The organism is Actinotignum saccati (assembly GCF_051265055.1).
In the GTDB taxonomy this organism is placed as follows: Bacteria; Actinomycetota; Actinomycetes; order Actinomycetales; family Actinomycetaceae; genus Actinotignum.
In genome coordinates, this window is the sequence record NZ_JBOZCC010000001.1 from 223095 (window position 1) to 246338 (window position 23244).

Genomic DNA, 23244 nt, shown 5'->3' on the forward strand with positions numbered 1-23244 from the left:
ACGACCGCCTTGCCCGTCACGACCGCACCGCTCGCCGCCACCGCACCGCCCGCGGGCTTGGTACCCTCTAGCTGTGACGGATTTATTTGGGGCGGCCGAAGTTTACGGGCCGGATGATCGCGAGCGCTGGGTGCATGAACCACCCAAATCCCGTTCGCGTACCGATTTTGAACGCGACCGCGCGCGGGTACTGCATTCTTCGGCGCTGCGCCGCCTGGGCGCGAAAACCCAGGTGCTCGGGCCTGAATCGGATGATTTTGTGCGCACCCGCCTCACCCACTCGCTCGAAGTGGCCCAAATCGGGCGCTCGCTGGCAAAAAACTTCGGCTGTGACCCGGATATTGTGGAAACCGCGTGTTTGTGCCATGACCTCGGGCACCCGCCTTTCGGGCATAACGGGGAGCGGGCCCTCGCGGAAGTGGGGGAGGAGATCGGCGGCTTTGAGGGCAATGCCCAAACCCTGCGCATCCTCACCCGGCTGGAACCGAAACGCACCACCCGCACCGGGCGCCCGGCCGGCCTCAACCTCACCCGTGCCACCCTGGATGCCGTCATCAAATACCCGTGGGGTAATAACGAAGGCCCGGGCGGCACCCCGAAGTTCAATTACTATCGCGATGACGCCGATATTTTCGAGTGGATCCACGGCGAACACGGCCACAACCGCTGCGTCGAAGCCCAAATCATGGATTTGGCCGATGATATTGCCTATAGCGTCCACGATGTTGAGGATGCGATCGCCCGCGGTTTCTTCGACCCGTCCTGCCTGACCGACCCGGGGGAGCGCCAGAAAGTCGTGGAGGATACCCTGGCCTGGTACGGCGAACCGAGCGCGGGGGAGCTTTCCGATGCCCTTGACCGCCTGCTGCGCGAAGAAGCCTGGCCGGTGCACTTCGGTGGCAATTACCGTGATTTTGCCCGCATGAAGGACCTCACTTCCGACCTCATCGGCCGGTTTGTTTCCGCTGTGTGCCAGGCAACCTGGGCGCAGTCCGGGCACGGCAAATTGGTGCGCTACAACGGTAACGTCGTCGTACCACCAGAAACTTTTGCCGAAATTACGGTCCTGAAAGGGATCGCGGTGGCCTATGTTATGGCTCCGCGCGAACACGAACCGCATTACGTGGAGCAGCGCGCCATTATTTTCGACCTCGTCGAGGCGCTCTTGGAGAATCCGGATGAATTGGAGCCGCACCTGGCGGAATTGTGGGCGAGTAGCGATAAGGACGCGCGGCTGCGTTTGGTGATTGACCAGGTTGCTTCGCTCACCGATCTCTCGGCGCGGCAGTGGCACGCGCATCTGTGCGGGATGCTGCGGCACTGATGTTGCGGCACTGATCTTCCGGAGCGTCGCGGCCCCGGCGTGCGCTGCGGCCCCGCGTGCGCAGAACGCGGTGCGCGCGTGCGGAACGCGCTGCGTGCGTGAAACGGTTCGAGCGTGCGCTGCGCGGCGGGCTCGCTTAGACTAGGCGGCATGGCCGGGCTCATCAAAAGGGAAGACATCGATCGGGTGCGCGCCGCGGTGCGGATCGACGACGTCGCCTCCCAGTACGTGGCCCTGCGCCCCGGTGGGGTGGACTCCCTCAAAGGCCTGTGCCCCTTCCATGACGAGAAAACTCCGTCCTTCCACGTGCGCCCGAACCTGGGGCGCTGGCATTGCTTCGGCTGCGGGGAAGGCGGCGACGTTTTCGCTTTCGTGCAGCGGGCCGAAAGTATTGATTTTGTGGAGGCGGTTGAGCTGCTGGCGCGGCGCGCCGGAATCGAGCTGCATTACGAGGGCGCGCGTGAACGGCGGCCAGGGGAGCCGTCCAAGCGGCGGCTCATCGATGCGCACCGGGTTGCCGTGCAGTTCTATCGCGCCCAATTCGATACCCCGGCGGCGGCCCCGGCCCGCACGCTCCTGGCCGAACGCGGTTTTGAGCGGGCGGCCGTTGATCATTTTGAATGCGGCTACGCCCCGGACTCCTGGGACGCGCTCTACACGCACCTGCGCAGCCACGGCTTTTCCGACCGGGAAATCGAAACGGCGGGCCTGGCCACCCGGGGCAACCGCGGGCTCTACGACCGTTTCCGCGGGCGGCTCATGTGGCCGATTTTCTCCATTACCGGCGAACCTATCGGCTTCGGGGCGCGCCGCCTCGGGGAGGATGACCGCGGCCCGAAATACCTCAATACCCCCGAAACACCGATCTACAAGAAATCGCAGGTGCTGTACGGCCTCAACCTCGCGAAAAAGGAGATCGCGACCTCGCGTTCCGTGGTGATCGTGGAGGGCTATACGGACGTCATGGCCGCGCACCTGGCCGGAATCACCACGGCGGTAGCAACGTGCGGTACAGCTTTCGGGGCGGAGCACGTGAAAATTGTGCGGCGGCTTTTGGGCGACGGCGCCAACCCGGCCGCCGGGGTGGTGCTCTCCTCCGGGAAGGCTTATGGCGGCGAAGTTATTTTTACGTTCGACGGCGATAGCGCCGGCCAGAAGGCAGCTTTGCGCGCCTTCGGGGAAGATCAGGCTTTCGCCACCCAAACTTATGTGGCAATTGCGCCGGATAATCTGGATCCCTGCGATGTGCGGCTCCAGCGCGGGGATGAGGCGCTGCGCGAGGTAATTGCCGGGCGGCGCCCCCTTTTCGAATTCGCGATTCGCTCCCTGATCGAGGACCTTCCGCTCACCACCGCTGAGGGCCGCAGCGCCGGGCTACGGGTGAGCGCGCCGATTGTGGCGGGGATTAGAGATCGGGTACTGCGCGGGGAATACACCCGGAATCTTGCCGGCTGGCTCGGCATGGATGAGCACGTGGTGCGCCAGGCGGTGGCGGAAGCGGGGCGCCAGGGTCGGGCCCAGGCGCGCGCCGTGCTGGAGGCAGCCAGCGAGCATACCCCGGGGGCGCTAGCGGCGGGAGCTACGCAGCAGGCGGGAGTCGCGGTGCAGCCGGGGAATGCGCCGTCGTACCAGGCGGCAGCGCAAACGACGGGTACAGCGCAGGGGAGTGCGGCCGATGCCGGTACCCACCGGGCGGCGACCTTGCCGCCAGTGTCGCAGCTGCGTGACCCTACCGAAAAAGTGGAGCGGGCCGCGCTGGAGATTTATCTTCAGCTTCCGGCTTTTGCGGCGCGGGCGGAGATGGATAATCTGCCTCCGCATACGTTCACCCATCCGGTGCACCACGCCATTCACTCGGCGATTCGGGCGGCGGGCGGAACCCGGGTCTTTGCCGAGCGGTTCGCACAGCTGACCGGCGCGGGTATGGACGTAGAACACGCCGAGCCCCAGGCGAGCGCCGCCTACGTGGAGGCGGTGATTGCGGCCGGTGGCCCGGAGCTAGCCGGGGTGATTTCTCAGCTCGCCGCCGAGCCGCTCCCGGAGACCGATGTGCAGCGCCTCCCGCATTATGTGTGGGGGATTGCTCTCGCGCTCATTCGGCTAGGCGTGCTACGCCAAATCGAGGACGTGCGCTCCGCGCTTCAGCGCACCAACCCGGAAGATGCCGCCTACCAGCAGCACTTCGCTCGCCTCATGGAACTCGAGGCGCAGCGCCGCACATGTGAGGAGCGCATGGAGCTGGGGTAACTAAGAGTTGGGGTAGCTAACCCCCGCAGGTCTGCGGTTAAGCTCCTGCTGCGAAGTTAGTCCTTGCCGAGCAGTTAATTCCCGTCGCTCATTCCCGCCACGGAATTAATCCCAGTAGCCCAGCGAGCGGGAAATCTTTCCGGCTGTCTCCACCACGAAGGGAACCAGCTCAATTACTTCGTCCATGGTTTTTTCCAAAGCGAGGGTAGTAATTGACATGGCGTGATCCACCCGCCCCATATGGTTACGGATGGGAACCGCGACGCAGCGAATGCCGGGCACGTTTTCTTCGTCGTCCACGGCGTAGCCGCAATCGCGCACCTGATAAAGCTCCGCGAAAAGCGCATTGGCCGTGGAGATCGTGCGCGGAGTTTTACGGGGCAAGCCTACATCGGCAATATATTTCCGTACGGTGTCATCACTTTGCGCGGCAAGCAAGCACTTCCCAATCGAGGTGCAGTGCAGCGGAAGCCTATCCCCGATATCGGAGGGAATGCGGTAGGGCATCTCCGATTCTTCAATGGCCACATATACCGCTTCATTACGGGTGCGCGCCCCCACGTGCACCTGGCATTTCACCTTGCGGGCCAATTCGCGCATAAAAGGCTGAGCACGCTCGGAAATATCAATATTTTTAAAAGCGTGGCTGGCCAGGGCCATCGCAGCCGGGCCCGCTAAATAATTACCCTCCTCGTTGACCGTCACAAACTCGTAGTCAACAAGGCTTTGCAAGAGTCGATGCACGCTGGATTTCGCCAGCCCGGAGGCCTCCACGATATCGGTAAAACGCGAATGCTCCAGAGTGGCCCGCAAAACAATAAGTGTTTTATCCGCCGCTCCGGGATTCTTAGGACTTTTGGAAGGCTGCGCCACAGGGAACCTCTTTTCTCATCGACTGTTCGCGACGCCGCGCACGGTCGTAACGATGTCATATTTTAGCGCGCGGGCCTGGGGAAAGGAACAATCTCAAGAATCTTAAGGAACCGTGTTCCAGTATGTGGAATTATTTTGATGTTCTTCAACGATAACCGCCGCGGCGGTAACTTTCGTCTCGCGACCCATAATCGTCCGTAGTGAAGCTCACGAAGAAAATGCAGCTAGGTCCTAGCTTCTTTCGCATAGAGAGGAGTAGAGCGCCGGTGTGTACACGAAAAATCAAATATGGAACTCAAGTCCATAGGGTGGAACAAATGGAAAAATGGGGTTATGCTAAGTCACAGCGACGGTGGTGTGAAGGTCTGAGCCGATCTTGACATTGCCGAGCAGCTACGCGAAAGCGGCAGGTGCTTGCGCGTATCGATGGATCTGAGGCTCGATGGGAGGCTGATTTACCCTCGCTAGCGCGGAAATACGATGGCACATTCACGCAGGGTGCGGCGGCGGTGAAGCTGGCGAATCCCGGAAGGGCCGGAGTGCTACCGAGCTAGCGTTCCTTGCCGGGGGAGAAAGGAACCCCCACTTCCCATGACTTTCAATGATGAAAATGTCGTTCGTGTAAAGAAAGTAACATCTATGTCTAATCAGGATTCGGTTGCGGTCCCTTCGGCTCACGGTGAAGTGGCTGCCGGAACGAAAAAGAAAGCGCCATTTGTGTGGCCGGGAATGTTGGTTCCCTTCGTGCTCCTCGTCTCGTGCTTCGCGGCCTGGGGTATTTCCACGGACTTGACCGCACCGCTGGTCAACGTATTCTCCTCGGTGTTCCATATGTCGGCGTTCCAGTCCTCGCTGGTGCAATTCGCCTACTTTGGTGCCTACTTCCTCCTCGCCATTCCCGCGGCGTACATTAACTCGAAGTTGGGATACAAGGGCGGCGTCGTTATTGGCCTGAGCCTGGCGGCCGCCGGTGCACTCCTCTTCTTCCCAGCTTCTAAGCTCATGACCTTCGGGGCCTTCATCGCTGCCCTCTTCATCCTGGCGGGCGGCCTGTCCATCGTGGAAACCTCCGCGAACCCCTTCGTCATGGCGATGGGTCCGGAAAAGACGGCTACCCGCCGCCTCAACCTGGCCCAGGCTTTCAACCCGATCGGATCCAACCTGGGTGTGCTGGCCGCAACCCTCTTCATCCTGCCGAATATCCACGTGGCAACCGCTGAAGAACGCGCCAGCATGCCGGAAGCTGAGCTTCTGGCTACCCGTTCCGATGAACTCCAGGCTGTTATGGCCCCCTACATCGCTCTCGGTTGCCTCTATGCTTTCCTCGCGATCAGCATCGCTTTCGTGAAGATCCAGAAGCGCCGCACGATGATCTCCGATTCGGCTGCCGGTGTGAAGCGCCGGAAGGGCACCTTCATGCGCCTCATGCGCAATAAGCTCTACAGCTTCGGTGTGGTTGCCCAGTTCTGCAATATCGCCGCTCAGACCTGCATCTGGACCTACATCATCTTCTACGTCATGGAAACCCTCGGGGTGGATCGCCCGACCGCCGGCTGGTGGCTGCAGGGCTCGCTCATTTCCTTCCTTATCATGCGCTTCCTCATGGTGTGGATCATGGGTCGCGTTGATCCCCGCGTCCTCATGACGGTGATGGCCTCCCTCGGCCTTATCTTCACCGCGACCGGTATGCTTTCGGGCAATATCGTCGGTGCGATTGGTGTCGCCCTGCTCTCCGGCTGCATCTCCCTCATGTTCCCGACCATCTACGGCCTGGCGCTGACCGGCCTGGGTGATGACACTAAGTTCGGTTCCGCCGGCCTGGTCATGGCGATTATCGGTGGCGCGGTTGTGCCTCCGCTCCAGGGCCTCATCCTCGACCACACCAGCGCCCAGTTCTCCTTCATTGTGGTTCTGGTGTGCTTCGCGGTCATGCTCGGCTACGCGCTCTACGCTCGCCGGCAGGATCTGGACGCCCTCGCCGCGGCTGATGATGCCAACGCGCAAATCATCGCTGACTAATTATTCCCTCTCTAACGCACGGGTGCCGGGTCGCCTGGACGCGGCCCGGCACCCGAAAGTGAGAACACCATGCTCAAGAATATTTCTCCGGTTATTAGCCCGGAACTCCTTTACACGCTGACCAGTATGGGACACGGCGATGAGATCGTGCTCGCCGATGCAAACTTCCCCTCTGAGTCCACCAATGACACCGTGATTCGCGCTGATGGCATCACCATCCCGGTGCTGCTGGACGCGATTTTGAACCTTATTCCTCTGGATCGTTACAACGAGTGGCAGATCGCCCTCATGGAACCGGTTCCCGGCGATGAAGCCCCCGAGGTCTGGAACGAATACGCTCGGATTATCTCCGCTCATGAGGGGGATTACCAGCAGCATCTCTTCGAGCGCTTTGATTTTTACGAGCACGCTCGCACAACTTTCGCCGTCGTCGCAACCGGCGAAACCGCATCCTACGGAAATATCATCCTCAAGAAGGGCGTCCTGTAAAACGGGCGTCCCGTAAAACGGACGGAACGGGCCGTCCGCGGGTAGTACGGGTAGTTGCAGTGCTACCCACCGCACAATGGAAGTGAGAAAATAATGGATCTGCATCTGCAAGGCAAAGTTATTATCGTGACCGGTGGTATGCGCGGAATCGGTAAGGGAATCGTTGTGGAACTCGCCAAGGAAGGCGCGATCCCGGTTGTTATCAACCGTTCCCAGATTCTCGATGAGTACCGCGATGAAATGAATTCGCTAACCGATACCTGGGATTTCTATTCGCTCGACCTCAACGAAACCGATGGCATCGCGCCCATCGTCGAGGAAACCTACAAGAAGTACGGGCATATCGACGGCATCGTCAATAACGCCGGCGCCAATGACAACCTCGACCTGGAATCCACCGGCTGGCGTGAATTTGAGAAGTCCCTGCACGGCAACCTCACCCACTACTACGAGCTCGTCCACCAGGCGGTTCCCTACCTCAAGGAATCCCAGGGTGCCGTGGTCAATATCGGTTCGAAGACGGCCATCACCGGCCAGGGCAAGACCAGCGCCTACGCCGCAGCCAAGGGCGCAATCCTGGGCCTGACCCGCGAATGGGCCGCCGCGCTCGCCAAGGACAATGTGCGCGTCAATACCATCGTGGTGGCCGAAGCCTGGACCCCGCTCTACGCCAAGTGGATCAAGACCTTCGGCGACGAAGAAGCCCAGAAGGCCCGCCTGGCCCTTATCGAGGATAAGATCCCGCTCGGTAAGCGCATGACCCGCGTGGAAGAAATCGGTGCGCTCGCGGCCTTCCTGCTCTCGGATCGCTCCAGCCACACCACCGGCCAGTGGCTCTTCCCGGATGGCGGCTACGTCCACCTCGACCGGGCCCTGAGCTAAATTCGCCGCGCAAAACGGAACGCTGACAGGAAGAGAGGAAGGTCAGGACCGTGCTAGAACTTATTGATACCCATTTCCACGTTTGGGATCTGGACACCCAGGATCTGCCGTGGTTGGCCACAACGGATGGGAGCATCACCCGCACGTGGACATTCGATCAACTCCTGGAGGCGTACCGGCAGCAGGAAGATATCAACTTCCGGGGCGCCGTCGTCGTCGAAGCAGATACGGCCGATGCCGCCCAAGAAGTTGAGCTCACCAAAGAGCGCCGGGCCGCCCATCCCGAGATCCTCGGGGCGGTGCTGCGCACCGATCTGACGGAGAATACCCAGCTCCCCGAAGGGATTGTGGGAATTCGCGAACCTCTGCATATCGATTCGCAGCCCCGCGGGCGTTGCCTGGAGGAGGGCTTCCTGGCCGGGCTCGCTCAGCTTGCCCAGCACGGACTCACCTTCGATGCGTGCATCCGTGTGGGAGAACTGAGCGATCTGTACCAGGCAGCCGCGCAGGTGCCCGAAGCCCGTATCGTCATCGACCACCTGGGGAATGTCGAAAGCCTCGATACCCCCTACCGGGACGCGATGACGCAACTCGCTTCGCTGCCCAATGTGTTCTGCAAGGTCTCCGGGCTGCCGAATACCGATAACACGGCAAACGAGGGTATTTTGAGTTTCGTCACCGAGCTGTTCGGAACAACGCGCCTCATGTACGCCTCGAATTGGCCGGTAGTTTCGCTGTACTCCAGTTTTGTGGAGAACCTCGCGCTCCTGCGTGGTTTTTATGGCGACGACGCCGACATCTTCCACCGCACCGCCCAACGCTGTTACGGACTCTAAGGACGGTGTGACAACGAAATAAACAATTTGCTGTTAACCGCTGTTCTCAAGGGTAGGAGCTGGCACGCGGCGCTGTTATGATAAAGCAGTTGCCCCCGTAGCTCAGCAGGTTAGAGCAGTGGACTCATAATCCATCGGTCGCGGGTTCAAGTCCTGCCGGGGGCACCGCTCGTCTGCGGCGCCGCCGCCGTCCCTACCGCCCTGTTTCAACGTATAGGTTTATCCATCGCGCTTGGCCCACGGGCCGGCACGTCAAGGAGCTTTCATGTCAAAAATTACCGGCGTAACAACGCATGATTTCCGTTTCCCCACCTCGAATACTCTCTCCGGTTCGGATGCCATGAACCCGGATCCGGATTACTCCTCGGCATACGTGGAAGTGAATACCGATGCCGATGACGGAATCATCGGTGTGGGCTTTGTTTTCACCATTGGCCGCGGCAATGACGTGGTGTGCAAGGCTATCGATTCTATGGCTCAGGCCCTCATCGGGCGCAATGTTGAGGAGCTCCTCGATAATATGCGCTTGGCCTGGGATCTGTTCGTCCACGATTCCCAGCTGCGCTGGCTCGGCCCGGAAAAGGGCGTGGAGCATATGGCCATCGGTGCCCTGCTCTCCGCACTCTGGGATATTAAGGCCAAGCGTGCGGGCAAGCCGCTATGGCGCCTCCTGGGTGAGATGGAACCCGAAGAACTCGTCTCTACCCTCGACTTCCGCTACATGACGGATGCGCTGCGTCCCGAAGAAGCTATCGAGATTCTGCGCGCCGGCCAGCGCGGTAAGGAAGAGCGCATCGCCAACCTCATCGCTAACGGTTATCCCGGGTACTCCACTGCGCCGGGCTGGTTGGGCTACTCCGATGAGAAGATGGTGGCCCTGGCCAAGGAAGAAACCGAGGTCAAGGGCTTCAAGCAGATCAAGCTCAAGGTGGGGCGCGATGTTGCCGAAGATATCCGCCGCCTCGGCCTGGCTCGCGACGCTATCGGCCCGGATGTCAAGCTTGCCGTGGACGCCAACCAGGTCTGGGATGTACCCCAGGCGATCTCCTGGATCAACGAATTCCACGAATTCGATCTGGCGTGGGTGGAAGAACCGACCTCACCGGACGATGTCCTCGGGCATGCCACCATCGCGCGGGCGATCAACCCGATTCCGGTGGCGACCGGCGAACAAATGCAGAGCCGTATTCTTTACAAGCAGTACCTGCAGATGAACGCTTTCGGCATTATGCAGATCGACGCGACGCGCGTGGCCGGCCCGCAGGAAATCGTTCTCGAATACCTGCTGGCGAAGAAGTTCAACAAGCCGGTGTGCCCGCACGCCGGCGGGGTGGGCCTGTGCGAAGCCGTGGCTCACTTCGCGATGTTCGACTACGTGGCCGTCTCGGGTACCACCGAGAACCGCGTAATCGAATACGTGGATAACCAGCACGAGCACTTCGTCCACCCGACCGTCATCAAGAACGGCAATTACATGCCGCAGATGGCACCGGGTAACGGCGCCGAAATGACGCTCGAAACTGCGCAGAAGTACACCTATCGCGGCTAGCATCGCAGCTAGGTTCTCAGCAGCATAAGGAAGCGGGGCGGCCATCATCATGGCCGCCCCGCTTTCGCGACACCTACAGCTTGAGCAATCATCGTGGACGCCTCTTTTCTTCGTGGAGCCGCGGGATTAAGGTGAATCCATGATCGATGACAATGCTCCACTTCCGCAATCTGATCGTCCCACCGCTACCGCCGCCGGGCACTGGGTACTCGCCCGCGCCGGCAAGCGGGTCTTGCGCCCCGGCGGGCTGCATTTGACGAAGGCCATGCTTGAGCATGCCCAGCTGGCCAGCGCGGACGTCGTGGAATTCGCCCCCGGCCTGGGCCGGACAGCGGAACTCATTATCTCCGAGCCCATTCACTCCTACACCGGAGTGGATCAAGACAAGAATGCGGTGACCCGCGTCAAGGGGATCGTGGAGAAAGTGGGCGGCGTCGTCGTTAATTCCACCGCGCAAAAATCTGGACTACCCGATGCCGGTGCCGATGTGGTCGTGGGCGAAGCGATGCTCACCATGCAGGGCGCGAGCTCCAAGGCCGCGATTGTGGGCGAGGCCTTCCGGCTGCTGCGCCCGGGCGGACGCTACGCCATCCACGAACTCAGCCTCACCCCGGATAGCATCGACCCGGCCATTGCCGATACCCTGCGCAAGGGCCTGGCGCAGACCATTCGCGTCAACGCGCGCCCGCTCACCCAGGCCGAATGGCGGCAGGTGCTCACCGATGCCGGTTTCGAGGTGGAATGGGTGGGGGATGCCCCCATGGCGCTGCTTTCCCTGCGCCGTAACCTGGCCGACGAAGGCCTGCGCGGGGTAGCGCGTATCCTCCGCAATGTGCTGCGCGATAAAGAGCTGCGGGCGCGAGTGTTGGCCATGCGCGCGCTCTTCCGCAAGTACCGCCACCACCTGGCCGGCGTGGCCATGGTGGCCCGCAAGCCTGTTGCATCTGCTGATGTTGCTGGCGCTGCCGAATCCACTGGCGCTGCCGGCTCCACCGATGCCGGCACTTCCGCTACCACCGCTAACTGAAAGGACAACCGATGAGTGAATACACCCCGCAACTTTCCTACCTGGAGGATCTGGGCGCCACGGTGGACTACGCCCCCGCCTCGACCGTTTCCACCACCGCGCTGCGCGTTGAAGGCGCGAATGTGGTGGTCTTCTCCTTCGATACCGGCGAGGAGCTCTCCGAGCACACCGCCGCCGTGCCCGTGCTCATCCAGGTGCTGGAAGGGGAAGTGGAGATGCGTACCGAGGGGCGCACGGTGCAGCTGCGCCCCGGCGGGCTCGTGCACCTGCCCACCCGCCTCCCGCACGCGGTGCGCGCCCTGGCTCCCACCAAGATGGTGCTGTTCATGCTCACCGGGCAGAGCGTGGGCTAGAGTAGCCCCATGTCAACACCCGAGAAACCGGAGCTGCCTGAAGGGCTCGAGGCGGCGGAAGGGCCCGAGGCGCAAGAATCCCGCGCCCTTGATGCCGCCCAGGCGGAAGAGATTCAGCGCATCGCACGCCGGCGTATGATCACCGCCGCGATTGTGGGAGTCATCCTGCTCATCGTCATGTTCTTCGCCGGGCGCGCCCTGCGCCAGCACCTGGCTGCGGCTGATGTCAGTACGGGGCAGCCGGTAGCTGCGGTGGTGGCGAACGGCGGCGGTGGTGACCAGCCCTAGCACGTGTAACAACGCCTGAGGCGCGCCTAGCAACGGCCGAGGTACCGCTGGGGCCCGGCGTAGCGGCGCTTTGAGGCGAGGGTGGCAGAGCGCACACCTCTCAAGTTGCTTCACGGCCCGCCATTGACTATTATCTTTTCTGTTGCAAATTCCCGCATAGCTCAATGGCAGAGCATTCGACTGTTAATCGAACGGTTGCTGGTTCGAGTCCAGCTGCGGGAGCGAACGAACGGCGGTGAGCGTAGGCTTACCGCCGTTCTGCTCTGTCCGGCACCCGCGGCGCGGCCCTGTAAGCCATAAGCCTAAACCGCGGCGCCTGGGCAATCCCAATGTGAGAAATCTTATAAAGGAGTTCACGATGGCATACCGGGAGATTCACGTGGTGGGGGACCCCGTCCTGCGCACCCCCTGCGATCCGATTCGGGAGATCACCCCGGGCATCGTGCGCCTGGTCGACGACCTCCTCGAAAACGTGAACGACGACGCCCGGGCGGGCCTAGCAGCCAACCAAATCGGGGTCTCCTTGCGCGCCTTCTCCTGGCATATCGACGGCGAGATCGATTACATCCTCAACCCCGTGATCGTGGCCCTCTCCGAAGATGAATACCAGGACGGCGATGAAGGCTGCCTGTCCGTCCCGGACCTGTACTACCCGACCAAGCGCGCCTGGTACGCCCGCGCAGAAGGTATCGACCTGGACGGCAAGAAGAAAATCGTGGAAGGGGAGGGGCTCCTCGGCCGCTGCATCCAGCACGAATGCGATCACCTGGACGGCCACCTCTACCTTGACCGCCTGGAGCGGGAGGTCCGTAAACAAGCGATGCGCGATATTCGCCAGCTGCGCGTCTCTTCTGCGCTACAATCGCTCTAGTAGTCCCTCCGCGTGGGTAGCACGGGGAAAGCCACCCAAGCGCAGGAGGAATGCTATGGCACACAAATACGCCACTCGCGGCGTCATATTCATTCACTCTGTTATGCCGGCCGTTCAACCCCACGTTGAATGGGCGGTTACAAGTGTGCTCGGATACGAACCGCATTTTGAGTGGACGAAACAACCCGCCGCCCCGCATATGAACCGGGCAGAAGCCTCGTGGACGGGAGAAGTGGGAACCGGAGCCATGCTAGCCTCCGCCCTCAACGGCTGGGAGCATTTGCGTTTTGAGATCACCGAGGATGCCAGCCCGGTATCCGAAGGAGGCCGCTGGTCCGCCACCCCCGGCCTCGGTATTTTCTACGCCCAAACAGATCTGACCGGCAATGTGGTGATTCCGGAAAACCGGGTGCGGGCCGCCCTGGAAAACGCGGGGAACGACGCCGCAGAAATGCGCCGGCTCCTCGATATTGCCCTCGGCCAAGCCTGGGATGATGAGCTCGAGCCCTTCCGCTATGCCGGTGCGGGCGCACCGGTGCGCTGGCTGCACCGCGTGGGCTAAAGCCCTAGAAAGGGCGGGTTAAAGCCCCAGCGCTGCCCGCAAATCCTCCGCGGACAGCGGGACGTTTTCATCCGGCGCATCCGGCACATCTGGCCGATTCGTCTCAGTCGGCGTCTCCGGCTTATCCCGCACATTCGTCTTATCCGACTGCTCCGGGCTAGGCCCCGCCGCCGCATTCGCGGTGGTGGCAGAAGCGGGGTGGGCCGCAGCTGCGCCGTCGTGCAGAGAAGAAGGGGCGAGGCTGAGGTCCATGCCCGGGCAGCTGAGCCGCACCAGCTCCCCGAGGGTGCGCGCCGCGCAGATCTCGCTATCGGGCACCACCACGCCGCTGGCGTCTTCCAAGGTGACCGCAATCGCCCAGCGTGTCACGCTATCCACGTGGCTCAGCTCGAAACTTTCGGTGGCATCCGGGTAGCCTTCGCGCTCCAGAACATCCGCGCCCAGCGACATGAGTTGCGCTACCTCCATCGCACGACCTCCCTATTTTCGGTACGCTCGCATCATGGCATTCCTCGATTTGATGCAGCAACTCTTCCAGCATACCCGGGCTCCGGAAGCCGGTACCGCCACCGCGCAGGCGCTGCGTGAGCGGCTTGCTGAGGACCCGAACGACGTCGAGGCTTTCACCCAGCTCGTCACCTTGGCACGCGAGGCCGAAGGTGAACTCCCGCCCGCCGATCCGCTCACCGCGGAGCTCACCGGAACCGGAAGCATCCTTTCCGCGGACCTGGCGATTTATGCCCTGGCCGAAGAACTCTCCAGCTCACCGGCTTCCTGGTACCCGCAGCTGCATATGGCTCGGCTCGCGGTGGACTCCGATCCCGAGCGGGCCCTGCGGCTCCTCACCACCGCCACGGATCGTAACCCGGATGGGCACATCCTCGCCCGGGCCATGGCAATTCTGCGCCAGGCCGGGCACCCAGATCAGGCCCTCAGTTTGGGGCTAGCCCATTGGGATCCGGCCACCCACAGTTTCGAGGCCGGGGAAGCGCTGGTGCGCACCGCACTGGCGGCCGGGCGCACCAACGAAGCCCGCGCCTACCTGCGAGAAATGGAACCCTACGCCAAGGCGGCCGAGCTCGCAGAGCTGCGGGAGGCGGTGAGCGCGGCGGAGTAGTCAAAACCGCCGCTTCTCCGTGTCGCGGCCTCGACTAGACTAGTGCCTATGGCTACCTTCATTGATATTCATCCTGAGGATCCGCAACCGCGGCTCGTCGCCAAAGTGGTGGAGCGGCTGCGCCGCGGTGAGGTGGTGGCCCTGCCCACCGATTCCGGTTACGCCATTGTGTGCCAGATGGGCAATAAGGAGGGCCTGGAGCGGATTCGCAGTATCCGGCAGGTGGGTGATAAACACCATTTCACTCTGCTGTGCCACGATTTCGCCCAGCTCGGCCAGCTCGTGATCGTAGATAATCCCGATTTTCGGCTCATCAAAAGCCTCACGCCCGGGCCCTACACCTTCATTCTCAAGGGCACCAAAGAAGTGCCGCGCATGACCCTCAACCCGAAGAAGCACACGGTGGGCGTGCGCATCCCCGACCACCGCATCACCCAAGCCGTGGTCACGGAAATGGGCGAACCGCTACTTTCCTCCACGCTTATTCTTCCCGGCGCGGAAGAACCCCTCGAAGAGGGCTGGATTGTAGAAGATGAACTGGGCCATGCCCTGGATGTGGTGGTGAACGGGCCCGTGGGGCGCGGTCCCACCACTGTACTTGACCTGGTAACTAACGAAATTGCGAGACAAGGAGCAGGCGATACCGCCGGACTTGACCTGTGAACCCTATCCTTATTGATCTGGACGGAACCTTCCACGATTCCGCCGCTATCGTCAAAGAAACTTTCCGGGCCACCCTGCGCGAAGAAATGGGGGAGGACCACCCCGAAGAATTCTTTGTGCAGTTCATTGGCCCGCCGCTCATCGATACCTTCACGAAGCTCGGCGCGGCCGACCCGGTAGAGATGGTGCGCCGCTACCGGGTGCGCTACGAACAGCGCATGCTCGATACTCCGATTTTCCCCGGGATGCGCGAATTGGTAGAGGAGCTGGATGCGGCCGGGGTGCCGCTGGCCATTGCGACGTCGAAAAACGAAAAGAATGCCCGCGCGATTCTGGAACACCAGGGCGTGGCGCAGCACTTCCGCTATATTGCCGGGGATCCCGAAGATATCCCCGGGTACGGAAAAGCCGAGGTGGTGGGGGCCGCGCTGCGCGAATTGCGGGCGCAGGGCATCGATACCTCGCGGGCCCTCATGGTGGGGGATCGTATTCACGATGTCGACGGCGCAGGCCAGCACGGCCTTCCCACGGTGCTCGTGGAGTGGGGGACTGCCCCGCGTTCCGAATGGGAGCTAGCTTGGCGGCACGTGGGAACCGCGCGCGAGCTCGGTGAGATCCTGTGGGATTTCGCCGGGGTGGAGCGGTCACAATCCCATTAACATCAGGCACGGGCATATTAACATAGGGTCACAGCAGTATTACCCCGGGATACAATTTGATTAAGATCTGAGCAGCGAGGCGTGCGGCCGTATACATCCACCCGAGGCGTCGTTAGACTCCCACATAAGATCGTCCCCACGGCGATTGACTATCTAGCTCAACGGAGGGATCTCATATGAACGCGTACACGGCTGGAAAGATCGCGGCGGGAGCTGCGGTTCTCGGCGGTTTTCTTGGTTATCCGCTCCTCTACATTAACGCCTTGGATATGTTGCAATGGGCCTCAGAATTTAGCCTCGCTATCTGGACCTGCACCTGTTTCGGCATGCTCTGGGTCGCGCTCGGCCAGGTTTATTTCCTAGGGGTCTACCAGTGGTTTGGGCTGCTGGAACAGCCCCGGCGCTCCGCACCGGCGTGGCTGCGCCCCACCATGCAGGCCATCCCGGTGATCGCGGCTGCCCTCGGAGTGATTCTCCTGGTCTTCCTCATTATTAAGGATGCCGGGCATCCGAGCATTCTCATTCTCATGGCTGCCCTGTGGGTGCTCAGCCTGGGCGCCAGCGCGGTAGCGCGGCTCATGTCCGAGTATCTTGCCAGCCGGGAAATCCCGGCGGAGGAGAAGCTCGCGGTCCCGGTCGCCTAGTCCCGCAGGTCTCAGGATCACGGTTAGCTTGGGCGCACCGCCGCTAGCATAGGCTCGCACCGGCGGCAGTATAGCCTCGCACCGCCAGTCGCTTAGGCCCACTGGCTTTCGTAGAGGCGGGCGTAGGCGCCGCCGGCGGCCAGCAGTTCCTCATGGGTGCCGCTTTCTACCACGTCCCCGGCTTCCATAACCAGGATCGTGGTGGCATTGCGGACGGTGGAGAGCCGGTGCGCAATAATGAAGGAGGTGCGCCCTTCGCGCAGCCGCTCCATCGCATCCTGGATAAGTGCCTCGGTGCGGGTATCCACCGAACTGGTGGCCTCGTCCAAAATAAGCACATCGGGATTGGCTAGGTAGGCCCGCGCGATGGTGATGAGCTGTTTCTCCCCGGCGGAAACATTCTCGCCCTCATCCCCAATATGGGTATCAAAACCGTGGGGGAGGGTCTCAAGAAGATCATCAATGCCCAGGGCGGCCGCGGCGGCAATGGCGTCGTCGCGCGTAGCACCGTCCTTCCCGAAAGCGATGTTTTCCCAGACCGTGCCGTCAAAAAGCCAGGTGTCTTGCAGGACCATCCCGAAATGTTCCCGCAGGGATTCCTTCGTGAAGGAATCGATGGGTGCGCCGTCCACGGTAATTGCCCCGCCGTCCACCTCATAGAAGCGCATGAGCAAATTGACGAGCGTGGTTTTCCCGGCGCCGGTGGGTCCCACAATCGCCACGGAATGCCCCGGCTCCACCCGCAGTGAGAGATCGCGGATCACCGGTGTCTCGGGCTCGTAGGCAAAACGCACGTGCGAGAATTCGATGGTGCCGCGCCGCGCCTCGGGGGCCACCACCTCGCGATAGCTGGAACTCGCATCCGGGGCCATTTCTTCTTGGGCCAGATAATCGAAAATACGCTCCGCGGAAGCCGCCGCCGATTGAATAAGATTCGCGGTGGAAGCCAGGGACTGAAGCGGATGGGAGAGCTGGCGAGTGTATTGCATCATCGCCTGCAGCCCGCCAATCGTCATGGTGCCGGCCATCGCCTGAATACTGCCCAGGAGCGTGACGATGGCAAAAGAACCGTTCTGCACCAGCATCATAAGCGGCTGGGACATTTGCGCGATCGCCTGCGCGCGGAAGGAAGCATCGTAGAGCTGCGCATTCGCGCTATCAAACTGCCCCTGGAATTCATCTTCCAGCCCGTAAGCGGCCACCACATCCAGCCCGGTGAAACTTTCCTCCACCACCGCGGACACATCACCGGTGAGGCGCCACTGGTCGCGGAAATAGGGGCGGGAGCGGCGCAGCAGCAGGAGGATCCCAATAATCCCCACCGGGATGACCACCAGCGAGGCAAGAGCCACCGACCAGGACAAATAGACCATCACCGCCACAATCCCGATGATCTGGTAGATCGCGGAGAGCACTTCGGAAAGGGTTTGCAGCAGGGACTGGGTCACGTTATCAACGTCGTTCGTGACCCGCGAGAGCACATCCCCGCGCTGCTGTTTATCCAGCACGGATAGCGGCATCCGATCAATTTTCTGCTGGCAATCCCGCCGCATCTCATAGCCGAGATCCTGAATAATAAGGCGAATAATATAGCCGAACCAGAAACGCAGCAGCGCCGAGAGAATATAGCACCCGGCCGCCAGGCTCAGCACCCGCGCCAACTCCGGGAAATCCACGCCGCCGGAGCGAATTCCATCCACCACCACATTGGTGCCCTGCCCGAGCAGGAAGGGAGCGGCCACCACCGCCGCGGTGGAGATAAGCGAAAGCAGCAGCACCGCCACGATCCGCCCCACGTAATGGCGTAGGTAGTGGCGAATAAGAGTGAGGAGCGCCCCGCGGATATCGCGGGCTTCGTCAATATTTCCGGCACCTCTCATGCCCGCGCCTCCTCACTCGTTGCGGCCGCCGTTCCGCTTCGTTCAGTCTCACTTGCCGCCGTACCGTTCGCTTCCGTGCCGCCTTCCGGCCCGCGCTCCTGGGAGCGCACAATCGAGCGGTACATCTCATTTGTTTCCATGAGCTGCGCGTGCGTGCCGCAGCCCACTACCTCGCCGCAATCCAGTACGACGACGCAATCAGCGCTGCGGGTCGTCGAAATACGTTGGGCAATGATGACCACCGCCGCATCCCGGATCCGCTCCTTGAGGTTGGCCCGCAGCTGGGCATCGGTGGCGTAATCGAGAGCGGAGAACGAATCATCGAAAACAACCAGATCAGCCCCGGCCCGCCCGGAACTATCGGGCAGGGCCCGGTAGAGGGCCCGCGCGATGGTCAGGCGCTGGCGCTGCCCGCCGGAAAGATTGGTGCCCCCGGTTTCCACCGGCATCTCCAGCCCGCCCCCGGCCTCCACGAAATCCCAGGCTTGGGCGCAGCGCAGCGCATCAATGACCCGCTCCTGGTCAATATCGCGGGTGGAACCGGCAACATTGCTGGCCACCGTGCCGCTGAACAAGAAAGCCCGCTGGGGCACGAGGGCCACCCGGCGGCGGAAATCAGCGAGTCGAATATCGCGCACATCCACTTCACCGGCCCCGGCCTCGCGCGTTCCAGCACCACGCGTTCCGGCACCGCCGGATTCCGTTTCACCGGCCTTGCCACCCGCGCCGGCCCCGCCGCTGCCTTCCACGGTGAAGCGCCCGGTACTCACATCCACGAGGCGCGGTAGTATTTTCACCAGCGATGATTTGCCCGAGCCCGAGGCGCCAATAATCGCCGTCGTCGTTCCAGGCCTGAAACACAAAGAAATGCCGCGCAAGGCAGGCTCGTCAGCATCCGCGTAAGTGAGGGAAATATCGCGCAAGCGGAAAGTAACCGGACCGGGCGGCATCTCCCGCGCATCCGGCGCGTCCGTGATGGAAGGAACGGTGGTATTGACCTCGATGACGCGCTCGGCGGAAACATTCCCGCGCGGAACCACCATAATAATCATGCCGAGCATCATGACCGCACCCAGAATCATCATGAGGTAGGTGATAAACGCGGCCAGCGCCCCCACCGGCATGGAGCCCCCGGCAATCCGATGCCCGCCAATCCACACGATCAGCGCGGAAGCCAGCCCGATCACCGCGCTCATGGCCGGCAGCAGCGCGGACCAAATCGTGCCGATCTGGAGCATAATCGAACGGAAATTGCGGTTATGAACCTCGAATTCCCCGGCCATGGCCTCCTCGCGGCGGAAAGCCCGAATCACCCGCACCCCGGAAAGCTGGGAGCGCAGCGCATCGTTAATGGCGTCCACGCGCCGCTGGAGAGTTTCGTAGCGTGTGGCGAGCATCGCGGTGCACACCAAAATAATTGCGGTGAGCACCGGAATAATGACGAGGAGGGTGAGGGAGAGCACCACGTCTTGCCCGATGGCCATAAGCACCCCGCCCACGCCCATAATCGGGGCCGTCACCATAATGGTGAGGGACATGAGGGTGACCATCTGGATTTGATTGACGTCGTTCGTGGTGCGGGTGACCAGGGTGGAGGCTCCGAAACGCTGCTGGTCCGCGGGGGAGAAGCGTTGCACATGCGCGAAAGTTTCGCGGCGCAGTTCCCGGCCCAGGTGGGTGGAGACCAGGGCCCCGTAATAGATTGCCCCGATAGCGCAGAGCACCTGCGCGAGGGTGAAGAGCCCCATGAGCAGCCCGCGTGACCAAATATAGGAGCTATTGCGTTCCAGAATGCCGTAATCGATAACGTTAGCGCCCAGCGCGGGGAGGGTGAGCCCGAGGAGCACCTGCGCGATCTGTAGCACAGCAATCGCGAGGAGCTGGAATTTGCGGTCGCGCAGATGCCTCCACGCCAGTCGATAAACGGTCAATCACTAGCCTCCATATATGTGTGGCGGCCCGAAAGCTCAACTCGCGATAATTATTCGCGGGTGAGAAAGGACCGCCACACTATGCTACGTGTGAGAGCACGGATGCTCAAACACTATTCAATTAGTTACGACGACACCGGGCCGCTTTACTCCGGGTCGTTATCGGGAACCGGTTCGGCGGCTGCCGGGTTATGCAGATCGTACTTCTCGATTGCCTGGCGGACAACCGAGCGGTCGATCTTGCCGGCTTTGGCCAGCGCGTACAGGGCCCGCACCACCATGGTGGCGTCGTCGATCTTGAAGTAGCGCCGGGCGGCCGGGCGAGTATCGGAAATACCAATACCCTTGGCGCCAAGCGTCTCATAATCGCCGGGGATCCATTCGCGGATGGAATCCTGGACCTGGTGCTCGAAATCGGAGGTGGCGATGAAGGGGCCTTCTTCGCCTTCCAGCTTCGCGGTCACGTAGGCCTTGCGCGGTTCTTCCTCCGGGTGGAGGTAGTTGTATTCGTTGGTGGCCAAGCCGTCTTTACGCAGCTCATACCAGGAGGTCACCGAGTAGACAGTGGCATCCACGCCCCAGTCATCGCGCAGCATGCGCTTGGCTTCGCGGGCCCAGCGCACCCCCACGCCCGAGGAGAGCAGATTGACACGCGGGCCGCCCAGACCATCGGCCTCATCGAGCTTGTAGATACCGCGGATAATGCCGTCCACATCCACATTCTCCGGTTCGGCGGGCTGGTGGATGGGCTCGTTGTAGACCGTGAGGTAGTACATGACGTTCTGCTCACGCCCGTCCGAGCCATCCCCGTACATACGCTTCAGGCCATCCTTGAAGATATGGCCGAGTTCATAAGCGTAGGCCGCATCGTAAATAACCATGCCCGGGTTGGTGGAGGCGAGGACGGGGGAATGCCCGTCCATATGCTGGGAGCCCTCACCCGTGAGGGTGGTGCGCCCGGCGGTGCCACCAATAACGAAGCCGCGGGCCAGCTGATCGTAGGCCGCCCAGAACTGATCCCCGGTGCGCTGGAACCCGAACATCGAGTAGAAGATGTAGAAGGGCACCATCGGGGTGTTATGGGTGGCATACGAGGTTCCGGCCGCCACGAAAGCGGAGAGGGAACCGGCTTCGGTAATACCGGTGTGGAGCAGCTGGCCCTGGGTGGATTCCTTGTAGGACAGCAACATATCGTGGTCCACCGCGGTGTACTGCTGGCCCTGGGTATTGAAGATCTTGGCGGAGGGGAACATGGAATCCATGCCGAAGGTACGCGCTTCGTCCGGAACGATCGGCACCATGCGGAAGCCGAATTCCTTATCGCGCATAATGTCCTTGAGCAGGCGAACCAGGGCCATGGTGGTGGCCACCTTCTGTTTGCCCGAACCCTTCTTCATGGACTGGAACGGCTTATCGGCCGGCAGGGCGATCCCACCCTGGTGGGTGCGGCGCTGGGGCAGGTAGCCGCCCAGCGCTTCGCGCCGCTCGCGCATATGCTTCATGGCCGGGTGATCTTCAGCCGGCTTGTAGTACGGCGCGTTATAGGGATCTTCCAGCTGGGAATCATCAATGGGGATGCGCAGGGTATCGCGCAGCAGCTTGAGATCGTTGCTATTGAGCTTCTTCATCTGGTGGGTGGCATTGCGCCCGGCGAAGTTCGAGCCGAGGTCATAACCCTTGACGGTTTGCGCCAGAATCACGGTGGGCTGGCCCTTATGGGCCAGGGCCGCCCGGTAGGCGGCGTAGATCTTGTGGTGATCGTGGCCGCCGCGGCGCAGCGCCCAAATCTCATCATCGGACCAATCTTCCACCATGGCCTTCGTGCGCGGATCACGCCCGAAGAAATTATTGCGCACGTAGGAACCGTCATTCGCCTTGAAGCCCTGGTAGTCGCCGTCCGGGGTGGAGGTCATGAGATCCACGAGGGCGTGGTCCTTATCCTGGGCGAGGAGCTTATCCCAGCCCGAACCCCACAGCACCTTGATGACATTCCAGCCCGCGCCCTTAAAGAAGGATTCGAGTTCCTGCACGATATTGCCGTTGCCGCGCACCGGGCCGTCCAGGCGCTGGAGGTTGCAATTGACCACCCAGGTGAGGTTATCCAGCTTCTGGGAGGCGGCCAGCTGGAGCATGCCGCGCGATTCGGGTTCGTCCATTTCGCCATCGCCCAGGAAGGCCCATACGTGCGAATCCGAGGTGTCCTTAATACCGCGTTCGCTCAGGTAGCGATTGAACCAAGCCTGGTAGATGGAGTTCGTGGCGCCCAGCCCCAAGGACACGGTGGGGAACTGCCAGAAGTCCGGCATCTGGTGGGGATGCGGGTAGGAGGGCAGGCCGCGACCGCCGGAAATATGGGAGGCTTCCTGGCGGAAGGAATCCAGATCCGCTTCCGTGAGGCGCCCTTCCAGGTAGGCACGGGCGTAATTACCGGGGGAGGAGTGGCCCTGGAAGAAGATTTGATCCCCGCCACCGGGAGCATCCGGGCCGCGGAAGAAGTGGTTGAAGCCCACTTCGTAAAGGGTGGCCTGGGCAGCGTAGGAGGAAATATGGCCGCCTACCCCCACGCCGGGGCGCTGGGCGCGCGTGACCATCACGGCCGCGTTCCACCGGGTCCAGCTGCGGAATTGGTGTTCGAGTTCCTCTTCTTCCGGGGTGCCCGGGTACGGAGGTTCTTCTTCCGCCGGAATCGTATTGATATAGGGCGTGACGAGATCAGGGGAGACCGAAACTCCCTTGGCGCGTGCGTGCTCATCCACGCTGGCGAGGATAAACCGCGCCCGATCCGCACCATTTGTTTCAATCAGATCATCCACGGACGCGAGCCATTCGCGGGTTTCTTCCGGATCAACATCCGGGATCTGGCTGAGCTGGCCGGACACCATGCGATCATCAGAATCTTGTGAAGCCACGGAATCTCCTCCATTGCTTGAGTGGTTGTAGTTCATAGGGACGTGTCAAGGCTACCCGTTCGCGGCTTTAGTCCCAGAACGGCTGTGGTACCTCTTACACATGCACTCTTATATTACCGCG

The 23244-nt window shown here is 61.7% G+C and carries 21 protein-coding genes and 2 tRNA genes; 18 read left to right on the plus strand and 5 right to left on the minus strand.

Features of this window, described 5'->3' with window-relative positions:
- The first annotated feature begins 73 nt into the window (after positions 1-73).
- Together ACRQEC_RS00900 and dnaG are read left to right on the plus strand one after the other, a co-directional pair.
- A complete protein-coding gene (locus tag ACRQEC_RS00900; protein WP_087070636.1) occupies positions 74-1324 on the plus strand; it encodes a deoxyguanosinetriphosphate triphosphohydrolase in 1251 nt (416 codons plus the stop codon).
- A gap of 150 nt (positions 1325-1474) precedes the next feature.
- Positions 1475-3571 (plus strand): DNA primase, encoded by a 2097-nt coding sequence (gene dnaG, locus ACRQEC_RS00905; protein ID WP_284889593.1) that lies wholly within the window; start codon positions 1475-1477, stop codon positions 3569-3571.
- Positions 3572-3676: 105 nt separating this feature from the next.
- On the opposite strand, the gene ACRQEC_RS00910 is transcribed toward dnaG, so the two are convergent.
- Positions 3677-4444: an IclR family transcriptional regulator gene (locus tag ACRQEC_RS00910; protein WP_284889592.1), complete on the minus strand. Its 768-nt coding sequence runs from the start codon at positions 4442-4444 to the stop codon at positions 3677-3679.
- Positions 4445-5083: 639 nt separating this feature from the next.
- Here ACRQEC_RS00910 and fucP point away from each other — a divergent pair.
- The 12 genes from fucP to ACRQEC_RS00970 all read left to right on the plus strand — a co-directional run bounded on the left by fucP (position 5084) and on the right by ACRQEC_RS00970 (position 13320).
- Positions 5084-6463 (plus strand): L-fucose:H+ symporter permease, encoded by a 1380-nt coding sequence (gene fucP, locus ACRQEC_RS00915; RefSeq protein WP_284889591.1) that lies wholly within the window; start codon positions 5084-5086, stop codon positions 6461-6463.
- Between the two features lie 69 nt (positions 6464-6532).
- Positions 6533-6952 (plus strand): RbsD/FucU family protein, encoded by a 420-nt coding sequence (locus tag ACRQEC_RS00920; RefSeq protein WP_284889590.1) that lies wholly within the window; start codon positions 6533-6535, stop codon positions 6950-6952.
- Between the two features lie 93 nt (positions 6953-7045).
- A complete protein-coding gene (locus ACRQEC_RS00925) occupies positions 7046-7834 on the plus strand; it encodes an SDR family oxidoreductase (RefSeq protein WP_284889589.1) in 789 nt (262 codons plus the stop codon).
- Between the two features lie 50 nt (positions 7835-7884).
- Positions 7885-8670, plus strand: coding sequence for an amidohydrolase family protein (locus ACRQEC_RS00930; protein ID WP_284889588.1), 786 nt, complete (start codon positions 7885-7887; stop codon positions 8668-8670).
- A 91-nt stretch (positions 8671-8761) separates the two neighbouring features.
- Positions 8762-8835, plus strand: a tRNA-Ile gene (locus ACRQEC_RS00935).
- A 100-nt stretch (positions 8836-8935) separates the two neighbouring features.
- Positions 8936-10219, plus strand: coding sequence for an enolase C-terminal domain-like protein (locus ACRQEC_RS00940; protein ID WP_284889586.1), 1284 nt, complete (start codon positions 8936-8938; stop codon positions 10217-10219).
- Between the two features lie 139 nt (positions 10220-10358).
- Positions 10359-11246 carry a methyltransferase domain-containing protein gene (locus tag ACRQEC_RS00945; protein ID WP_306471109.1) on the plus strand — a complete coding sequence of 296 codons (888 nt, stop codon included), beginning with the start codon at positions 10359-10361 and terminating at the stop codon, positions 11244-11246.
- Between the two features lie 11 nt (positions 11247-11257).
- On the plus strand, positions 11258-11599 hold the full coding sequence (locus tag ACRQEC_RS00950; protein WP_284889585.1) for a cupin domain-containing protein: 342 nt from the start codon (positions 11258-11260) through the stop codon (positions 11597-11599).
- Positions 11600-11608: 9 nt separating this feature from the next.
- On the plus strand, positions 11609-11887 hold the full coding sequence (locus ACRQEC_RS00955; protein WP_284889584.1) for a hypothetical protein: 279 nt from the start codon (positions 11609-11611) through the stop codon (positions 11885-11887).
- Positions 11888-12037: 150 nt separating this feature from the next.
- A tRNA-Asn gene (locus tag ACRQEC_RS00960) sits at positions 12038-12109 on the plus strand.
- 136 nt (positions 12110-12245) lie between these two features.
- Positions 12246-12758 carry a peptide deformylase gene (gene def, locus ACRQEC_RS00965; RefSeq protein ID WP_284889583.1) on the plus strand — a complete coding sequence of 171 codons (513 nt, stop codon included), beginning with the start codon at positions 12246-12248 and terminating at the stop codon, positions 12756-12758.
- 55 nt (positions 12759-12813) lie between these two features.
- Positions 12814-13320 carry a DUF3145 domain-containing protein gene (locus ACRQEC_RS00970; protein ID WP_026428785.1) on the plus strand — a complete coding sequence of 169 codons (507 nt, stop codon included), beginning with the start codon at positions 12814-12816 and terminating at the stop codon, positions 13318-13320.
- A gap of 18 nt (positions 13321-13338) precedes the next feature.
- Here the strand turns inward: ACRQEC_RS00970 and ACRQEC_RS00975 are convergent, their stop codons facing one another.
- The gene (locus ACRQEC_RS00975; RefSeq protein ID WP_284889582.1) at positions 13339-13788 is read right to left on the minus strand and encodes a phosphopantetheine-binding protein; all 450 of its coding nucleotides are present in this window, start codon (positions 13786-13788) and stop codon (positions 13339-13341) included.
- A 34-nt stretch (positions 13789-13822) separates the two neighbouring features.
- Here ACRQEC_RS00975 and ACRQEC_RS00980 point away from each other — a divergent pair, with 34 nt between their 5' ends.
- The 4 genes from ACRQEC_RS00980 (at position 13823) to ACRQEC_RS00995 (ending at position 16403) form a co-directional block, all read left to right on the plus strand.
- On the plus strand, positions 13823-14437 hold the full coding sequence (locus ACRQEC_RS00980) for a hypothetical protein (protein WP_284889581.1): 615 nt from the start codon (positions 13823-13825) through the stop codon (positions 14435-14437).
- A 48-nt stretch (positions 14438-14485) separates the two neighbouring features.
- The gene (locus tag ACRQEC_RS00985) at positions 14486-15100 is read left to right on the plus strand and encodes an L-threonylcarbamoyladenylate synthase (RefSeq protein WP_284889580.1); all 615 of its coding nucleotides are present in this window, start codon (positions 14486-14488) and stop codon (positions 15098-15100) included.
- Positions 15097-15759, plus strand: a complete 663-nt coding sequence (locus ACRQEC_RS00990; RefSeq protein ID WP_087070654.1) for an HAD hydrolase-like protein — start codon at positions 15097-15099, stop codon at positions 15757-15759. The genes ACRQEC_RS00985 and ACRQEC_RS00990 overlap by 4 nt, the downstream gene beginning before the upstream one ends.
- Positions 15760-15935: 176 nt before the next feature.
- Positions 15936-16403, plus strand: a complete 468-nt coding sequence (locus tag ACRQEC_RS00995) for a hypothetical protein (RefSeq protein ID WP_284889579.1) — start codon at positions 15936-15938, stop codon at positions 16401-16403.
- A 92-nt stretch (positions 16404-16495) separates the two neighbouring features.
- Here the strand turns inward: ACRQEC_RS00995 and ACRQEC_RS01000 are convergent, their stop codons facing one another.
- The 3 genes from ACRQEC_RS01000 to aceE form a co-directional block, all read right to left on the minus strand.
- Positions 16496-18283, minus strand: a complete 1788-nt coding sequence (locus tag ACRQEC_RS01000) for an ABC transporter ATP-binding protein (protein WP_284889578.1) — start codon at positions 18281-18283, stop codon at positions 16496-16498.
- Positions 18280-20214 carry an ABC transporter ATP-binding protein gene (locus ACRQEC_RS01005; RefSeq protein WP_284889576.1) on the minus strand — a complete coding sequence of 645 codons (1935 nt, stop codon included), beginning with the start codon at positions 20212-20214 and terminating at the stop codon, positions 18280-18282. The genes ACRQEC_RS01000 and ACRQEC_RS01005 overlap by 4 nt, the downstream gene beginning before the upstream one ends.
- Before the next feature lie 146 nt (positions 20215-20360).
- Positions 20361-23096: a pyruvate dehydrogenase (acetyl-transferring), homodimeric type gene (gene aceE, locus ACRQEC_RS01010; RefSeq protein ID WP_284889748.1), complete on the minus strand. Its 2736-nt coding sequence runs from the start codon at positions 23094-23096 to the stop codon at positions 20361-20363.
- Positions 23097-23244: the final 148 nt, after the last annotated feature.

Bases quoted from the DNA above. Each gene is read 5' to 3' on its own strand.
- ACRQEC_RS00955 (WP_284889584.1), top strand. From the start codon at position 11,609: ATGTCAACACCCGAGAAACCGGAGCTGCCTGAAGGGCTCGAGGCGGCG.
- ACRQEC_RS00920 (WP_284889590.1), top strand. From the start codon at position 6,533: ATGCTCAAGAATATTTCTCCGGTTATTAGCCCGGAACTCCTTTACACG.
- ACRQEC_RS00925 (WP_284889589.1), top strand. From the start codon at position 7,046: ATGGATCTGCATCTGCAAGGCAAAGTTATTATCGTGACCGGTGGTATG.
- dnaG (WP_284889593.1), top strand. From the start codon at position 1,475: ATGGCCGGGCTCATCAAAAGGGAAGACATCGATCGGGTGCGCGCCGCG.
- ACRQEC_RS00940 (WP_284889586.1), top strand. From the start codon at position 8,936: ATGTCAAAAATTACCGGCGTAACAACGCATGATTTCCGTTTCCCCACC.
- fucP (WP_284889591.1), top strand. From the start codon at position 5,084: ATGTCTAATCAGGATTCGGTTGCGGTCCCTTCGGCTCACGGTGAAGTG.
- ACRQEC_RS00945 (WP_306471109.1), top strand. From the start codon at position 10,359: ATGATCGATGACAATGCTCCACTTCCGCAATCTGATCGTCCCACCGCT.
- ACRQEC_RS00995 (WP_284889579.1), top strand. From the start codon at position 15,936: ATGAACGCGTACACGGCTGGAAAGATCGCGGCGGGAGCTGCGGTTCTC.
- def (WP_284889583.1), top strand. From the start codon at position 12,246: ATGGCATACCGGGAGATTCACGTGGTGGGGGACCCCGTCCTGCGCACC.
- ACRQEC_RS01000 (WP_284889578.1), bottom strand. From the start codon at position 18,283: ATGAGAGGTGCCGGAAATATTGACGAAGCCCGCGATATCCGCGGGGCG.
- aceE (WP_284889748.1), bottom strand. From the start codon at position 23,096: ATGGTGTCCGGCCAGCTCAGCCAGATCCCGGATGTTGATCCGGAAGAA.
- ACRQEC_RS00970 (WP_026428785.1), top strand. From the start codon at position 12,814: ATGGCACACAAATACGCCACTCGCGGCGTCATATTCATTCACTCTGTT.
- ACRQEC_RS00975 (WP_284889582.1), bottom strand. From the start codon at position 13,788: ATGGAGGTAGCGCAACTCATGTCGCTGGGCGCGGATGTTCTGGAGCGC.
- ACRQEC_RS00980 (WP_284889581.1), top strand. From the start codon at position 13,823: ATGGCATTCCTCGATTTGATGCAGCAACTCTTCCAGCATACCCGGGCT.
- ACRQEC_RS00985 (WP_284889580.1), top strand. From the start codon at position 14,486: ATGGCTACCTTCATTGATATTCATCCTGAGGATCCGCAACCGCGGCTC.
- ACRQEC_RS00950 (WP_284889585.1), top strand. From the start codon at position 11,258: ATGAGTGAATACACCCCGCAACTTTCCTACCTGGAGGATCTGGGCGCC.